This is a genomic window from Flavobacterium sp. TC780 (assembly GCF_056783245.1).
This window is the reverse complement of sequence record NZ_JBXBAV010000147.1, coordinates 1-6,354: the sequence shown is the minus strand read 5'-3', so window position 1 is coordinate 6,354 and position 6,354 is coordinate 1. Positions and strand designations below refer to the sequence as shown.

At 32.3% G+C, this 6,354-nt stretch carries 3 protein-coding genes and 3 pseudogenes; 3 read left to right on the top strand and 3 right to left on the bottom strand.

Translation table 11 applies throughout. From position 1 onward, the window contains the following. Positions 1–23: 23 nt before the first annotated feature. Together AC1RYN_RS15710 and mutY are read right to left on the bottom strand one after the other, a co-directional pair. On the bottom strand, positions 24–146 hold the full coding sequence (locus tag AC1RYN_RS15710; RefSeq protein ID WP_481807703.1) for a hypothetical protein: 123 nt from the start codon (positions 144–146) through the stop codon (positions 24–26). Positions 147–347: 201 nt separating this feature from the next. Continuing rightward, positions 348–1,381 (bottom strand): annotated as a pseudogene (gene mutY / locus AC1RYN_RS15705) (A/G-specific adenine glycosylase). Between the two features lie 131 nt (positions 1,382–1,512). Between mutY and AC1RYN_RS15700 the strand changes: the two are divergent. The 3 genes and pseudogenes from AC1RYN_RS15700 (at position 1,513) to AC1RYN_RS15690 (ending at position 4,651) form a co-directional block, all read left to right on the top strand. After that, positions 1,513–1,803: an HU family DNA-binding protein gene (locus AC1RYN_RS15700; protein WP_481807702.1), complete on the top strand. Its 291-nt coding sequence runs from the start codon at positions 1,513–1,515 to the stop codon at positions 1,801–1,803. Between the two features lie 390 nt (positions 1,804–2,193). After that, positions 2,194–3,739, top strand: a pseudogene (locus tag AC1RYN_RS15695) (Rne/Rng family ribonuclease). Positions 3,740–3,877: 138 nt separating this feature from the next. Next, positions 3,878–4,651 (top strand): hypothetical protein, encoded by a 774-nt coding sequence (locus tag AC1RYN_RS15690; RefSeq protein ID WP_481807701.1) that lies wholly within the window; start codon positions 3,878–3,880, stop codon positions 4,649–4,651. Between the two features lie 6 nt (positions 4,652–4,657). On the opposite strand, the pseudogene AC1RYN_RS15685 reads toward AC1RYN_RS15690, so the two are convergent. Continuing rightward, positions 4,658–6,313: pseudogene (locus AC1RYN_RS15685) on the bottom strand (penicillin-binding protein 1C); the annotation flags it as partial. Positions 6,314–6,354 lie beyond the last annotated feature (41 nt).

The window sequence follows — 6,354 nt, the reverse complement described above, 5'->3', positions numbered from 1 at the left end:
AAGGTTAATACATGCTCCTGTTGTTAGGGAGGCAGCACCTCCAATAGACAACTTGAATAAGCATTACAAGTCTCTGCTGAATTTCCACCTTCACGCCCAGGATCTAATGACAGACCTGTATCAACTCCTCCTACAATATTTTTCATTTCTTACCTTGATAATTTATTATCAAGAACAATAAATTTCCAATCTTCTTCATAATTCTATTCTTTTTAATTTGTGAACTAATTCCTTTCATTGTACTAATGTAATAAACCATTTACAAAAAACAAAAAACAAAAAAAAATAAAGGTTAACTTGTAGTGTTTTTATCAAAAAAATGTCTTATTTTTTAATCTTCAAAAAACCTATCCCTTTTCGATAAAATTATGAATCACAATCGGAAAAGGATATCTTTTTAAATCCACAGCATTAATCCCATTTAAAATTGTCTCATTAATTTTTATTTTCCAAAACTTAATATGCAAATGCTGGTGTGATAATTTATGAATAATGCTTTTTGAATTCCATTCTTCTATACCTATAATAGAATAGGCTGTAAAAAAATCTTCCTTAATATAGGTTGACACAAAATCAAAGTCTTTTTCTGCATCAGTTTCTAACAACGGAAACTCATACAAATTGTGCCAAATTCCTTTTGACGTTCGTTTTTGCAAAACAGTATTACCTAATTCATCCTCAACAACCAGATAATTAAAATACCGATTTGTCACTTTTAGCTTTTTAGATTTCACTGGCAATACATCAACTTTTTTCTTCTGCAAAGCCGCACAACTATCATTAAATACACAAACCAAACAATTTGGACTTTTAGGCACACATTGTAATGCACCAAACTCCATAATAGCCTGATTAAAAATTGCAGGATTATCTTTCGGCATTAATTCATAAGCCAAAGCAGCAAATTCTTTTTTAGTCGAAGCCAGAGCGATATCTGTTTCAACATCGAAGTAACGTGATAAAACACGAAATACATTTCCGTCAACAACAGGAACAGCTTCATTATAAGAAAATGATGCTATAGCCGCCGCTGTATATTCTCCTACTCCTTTTAATTTTAATAGCTCAGTAAAGTCCCAGGAAACACCCCGTTTAATTCATTTGCTACAAACTGTGCTGTTTGATGTAAATTTCTAGCTCTCGAATAATACCCTAATCCTTGCCAAAGTTTCAAAACTTGCTCTTCATTGGCGTTGGCCAAATCAAAAACAGTAGGAAATGCTTTTATAAAAGACAAAAAATAAGGCATTCCTTGCGCTACTCGGGTCTGTTGTAACATTATTTCTGATAGCCAAATAGGGTAAGAATCGGTAGTATTTCGCCATGGCAAATCGCGTTTATTTTGTAAATACCATTTTATCAATTGTTTAGAAAAACTCATCATTAAATATTAGACAACAAAAGTAAAAGTTTATGTAATTAAAATTTAACGAATTAGCTTGAATATTTGTTTTTTTAATTCCTATATTTGCAAACTCAAAAAATAGTATACCATTATAAATAGGAAAGAAAATGACGAAAGCAGATATCGTAGCGAAGATTTCAGAAAAATTAGGTCTTGAAAAAGGTGACGTTCAAGAAACTGTAGAGACTTTTATGAATGAAGTAAAAACTTCATTAAAAACTGGAGACAATGTTTATTTAAGAGGGTTTGGTAGTTTTATTGTAAAAACCAGAGCTGAAAAAACTGGAAAAAACATTTCTAAAAATACCACTATTAAAATTCCGGCACACAACATTCCTGCGTTTAAACCTGCAAAAGTTTTTGTAGAAGGAGTAAAGACAAATAACGAAGCAAAATAATACTATTAATTAATCATAAAATCGATAAGATATGCCAAGTGGTAAAAAAAGAAAGAGACATAAGGTAGCAACGCACAAACGTAAAAAAAGAGCGAGAGCTAACCGCCACAAAAAGAAAAAGTAGTTTTAAACTACTTTTTTCTTTTTAAACGTTCATTGAAATTGGAGTTTGACAGTCTCAGTACGAAATTACAGTTTGCAGCCTAAAACTGCCTACTGCTACTGAAACTGCCAGCTTAACTCCTCCGGGTTCAATACCTGTTAAAAAATATTGTTTAATCCATCCTAACAATTCAGTTATGAGTTATACGTTATGAGTTTAAGAGTTGCAAAAACTATGAACTGAAAACTGTTAATTGAAAACTAAAAAGTTCGGATAAAAATTTACAAATGAATAAAGAATTAATCATTAGATCAAGTTCTGATTTCGTAGATTTTGCCTTATTAAAAGATGGAAAACTAATTGAATTACACAAGGAAGAAGAGAAAAGCAATTTTCAAGTTGGTGATATTTTCATAGCCAAAATACGAAAACCCGTTGCTGGACTTAATGCTGCTTTTGTAAATGTTGGCTTTGAAAAAGATGCCTTTTTACATTATCACGATTTAGGACCTAACTTAGCTTCCCAACTGAAATTCATAAAACTTGTAAGCGCAGGTAAATTAAAAGATTTCTCCCTAAAAACCTTTCAGTTTGAAAAAGAGATTGATAAAGACGGCACCATTACTGATATTTTAAGTGCTAATCAATCTGTTTTAGTACAAGTCGTAAAAGAACCAATATCTACTAAAGGTCCAAGAATTAGTGCAGAACTATCTTTGGCTGGACGTTTTATTGTTTTAGTTCCTTTTTCTGATCGTGTTTCTATTTCACAAAAAATAGAAGACAAAAAAGAAAAGGATCGCTTAAAAAAACTTGTATTATCGATCAAACCTAAAGGATTTGGTGTTATTGTTCGTACAGTAGCCGAAGGCAAAAACGTAGCCGAATTAGAAAAAGATTTGCAGAACCTGCTTAGCAGATGGACTGCAATGTGTAAAAAATTACCAACTGCTCATCATCCATCCAAAGTATTAGGAGAACTCAATAGAGCTTCTTCAATATTAAGAGATGTATTTAATGATACCTTTAGTGGTATTCAAATTGATGATGAAGAGTTGTACCATCAAACGAAGGATTATCTGCAAGAAATTGCACCTTCAAAACAATCGATTGTTAAGTTTTATCAATCAAATGATACTCCAATTTTCGAGAAATACAATATAGAGAGACAAATCAAAACTTCATTTGGTAGAACCGTTTCCATGAGTAAAGGTGCTTATCTTATTATTGAACATACTGAAGCTTTACACGTTATAGACGTAAATAGCGGAAACCGTTCTAATAAGGCCACTAATCAGGAGGACACAGCCATGGAAGTGAATATGATTGCCGCCGCTGAAATTGCCAGACAATTGCGTTTGCGTGATATGGGTGGAATAATCGTAGTTGATTTTATCGATATGTCTAATCCTGAAAATAGGAAAGTCCCTGTTCGACTTCTTGCGAGAAGAAATGAGCGACGATAAAGCAAAACATAAAATCTTACCTCCTAGCAAATTTGGATTAGTTCAGATTACAAGACAAAGAGTAAGACCCGAAGTTAATATTAAAACTAGAGAAGAAGATCCTAACAATGAAAATGGTGAAATTGAAGCGCCAATTTTAATCATTGATAAGATATCATCTGATTTAGACAGACTTTTAAAAACCCACAAAAAAGTTGTGCTTAATACACATCCCTTTGTGGCTGCATACCTCAGTAAAGGTTTTCCATCAATACGTTCAAAATGGTTTTTTGAACATAAAAAATGGGTAAAAATCATACCTCGTGACGCTTACACGTATTTAGAATATCATTTCTACGATAAAGACGGAAATGTTATTAAAGAATAAAACAAGAAACCGCCTTTCGAAAGATTGGCGGTTTTTTTGTGCCTATAAATTAAAATTTAAAATATTATAAGCATTCCTAAAAAACATCACAAACAAACGTGTTTTTCTTACATTTGAATTAGATTTAAATTATAAAAGATGCACCTAACAAAATACTTATATTATTTCATAATAGCTTTTGTTATACTCTCTACAAAAGCATTAGCTCAAAATGACACCATTTTTTTTGACAAAAATTGGAAAAACACAGACAAAGAATTAGCTGTTTATTATAGAATTAACACAAAAAAAGTAAAAACAAAAAATGCTATTGGGTATAAAATAGCCCATATTGATTCTGTTTATGTAATTAATGACTATTATTTAAAAAACGACAAATTACAATTTCATGGCTTTTCAAAAGATAAAGAAGGCAAATACCTTCTCGGGCAATCTAAATGGTATAACGAAGATGAAAGCCTTGTCCAATCAACAGACTTTAGATACAAACAAAACAACAACAATTCAATATTCAGAATCCCTCAGTGGCCAATCATTTATGCAGGTTATTCAATTGCAACCAAAAGTCAATTTACAGGCGGTTTAGAATTTTGCTTAGACTGTAAAGATAAAAACAAACTTTTTTTAGGCTTAGGATATGGAATTACTAGTTATGATGGTAAATACTATGGTTTACCTGACTTACATTTATCTTATAATATCCAAGAGTTCTTATTTATAAAAACAGGAGGCTCGGATAAAAATACTTACGCATTGGCTGGTTTAACGTTCTTAAACATGATAGATTTAGGTTTTGGTTATTCCGCATCATTTAACAGAGAAAAAACTCCTGTCATTAAAGGTTTTACTTTTGGGATTACCTTTAGAATCACCAAGAATAACGATGCTTATTGTAAGTTAAAAATAATGTAACATATATTATTCCCGTACAACCTCAACTTTTCGTCTAATTTCGTTTCCTAATTCATCCACAACTGTAACATAATGAAGACCTGCAGTCATTACTATTGGTTTTTCATGAAAGACTTTGGTAACTCCTTTGTAGACATTATCTACATACCAAAATAATTGGCTTTCTCTTTGTGAATACGCCACTCTAAAAATTACGGGCTGTACTTCGCTATTAAAATTTTTAGTCAAATATATTTTACTATTACTTTTAGGATAAATAAAATCCATTGAAGCTGTTTGTGTGCCTACACAATTATCTCTAAATGGTGGTAACGGCACATATTCAATATGTTTACTTTTATAATACCATGCCATTACAGGAGGTAAAACAAACCAATTCTTCACAACTATATTTTCAATACTTTCACAACTACTATTTACCTGAAACTTTTCAGTTTGATCTAAATGTACTGTTTTATGATACGGGCAAATTGAAGTTATTTTCCCTTTTAACGTAACCCATTGTTTTATTTTAGGACAACCTTCTTTCGCTAAATATCCACTTAAACGACAAACCTCAACCTCTTCCAAATCCTTGTATGGAGTAGCAAACCATTTTTGCCTTGGTAATAAATTAAACACATCAAATAAAATTGGTGCTGCACTTGTAACTCCAGTTAAGGTTGGCCTTCCCTCTCCTGTTGCATTTCCTACCCAAATTCCAACTACATATCTTGAATTTGTTCCTATTGCCCAAGCATCACGATTACCAAAGCTTGTACCTGTTTTCCAGGCTATCTTAAGTGAGCTATCATAAAATTTCCAGGCTTCATCTCCTTCTGGCCTATTTACTTCTTCCATAGCATTATACGTTAACCAAATCGAACCTGCACCCAAGATATTCTTCTGAGTACTTTCGTCGCCAAAATCAGGCTCAAAATCGTTTTCATAATTCAGTTCTGTAAATTCATTTGTTCGATATTTACCATTGCTTTTATTAAAATAATTTACTGTTGATGACATCCCTGCATAACTGCGACATAAATCCCATAAATTGCTTTCAGCTCCTCCAAGAATAAGTGACAATCCATAATGATCAGCTGGCTTTGAAATATTTTTTAGTTTAAACTTTTGTAGTTCTTCATAAAACTTATTCACTCCAAAATCCTGTAACATCAAGACAGAAGGGATATTAAGAGAACGAGATAATGCGCGATGAGCAGGCACTGCACCATCATATGTTAAATTGTAATTTTGTGGTGTATATCCAGCAATTTGAGTTGGTACGTCGGCAACCAAAGTATTAGGCAATAACTCACCATCATCAAGCATCGCAGCATATAACAAAGGCTTTAGAATACTTCCTGCATACTTCTTGGTGCATCTATAATATCAACATCTTTTTGATGATCTCTATCTGTTGGAGAATTTCCAACATAGCTTACAACATTTCTATTAGAAACATCAATTACCAAAATAGCCAAATTACTAACTTCATTTTGTTTATACTGATTGTAATAATATTTTGCAATTTGATTTACCATTCTGTAGAGCAATCTCACGGTAGTTTTTACTCTAGCCCCTTCTTGATTTTTAGCAACTCGCTGTAACAAATGAGGTGCTATTTGCTGGCAAGTCATATGGTTTTCCAGGCAAAGGTTCTTCTATAGAAAGCTCATACGTTAGGTGCTGCCTCCCTAACAACAGGAGCATGTATTAACCTT

What these genes read in the sequence shown, in the direction of transcription:
- AC1RYN_RS15710 (WP_481807703.1), bottom strand. Translation starts at nt 146, where the DNA reads ATGAAAAATATTGTAGGAGGAGTTGATACAGGTCTGTCATTAGATCCT.
- AC1RYN_RS15700 (WP_481807702.1), top strand. Translation starts at nt 1,513, where the DNA reads ATGACGAAAGCAGATATCGTAGCGAAGATTTCAGAAAAATTAGGTCTT.
- AC1RYN_RS15690 (WP_481807701.1), top strand. Translation starts at nt 3,878, where the DNA reads ATGCACCTAACAAAATACTTATATTATTTCATAATAGCTTTTGTTATA.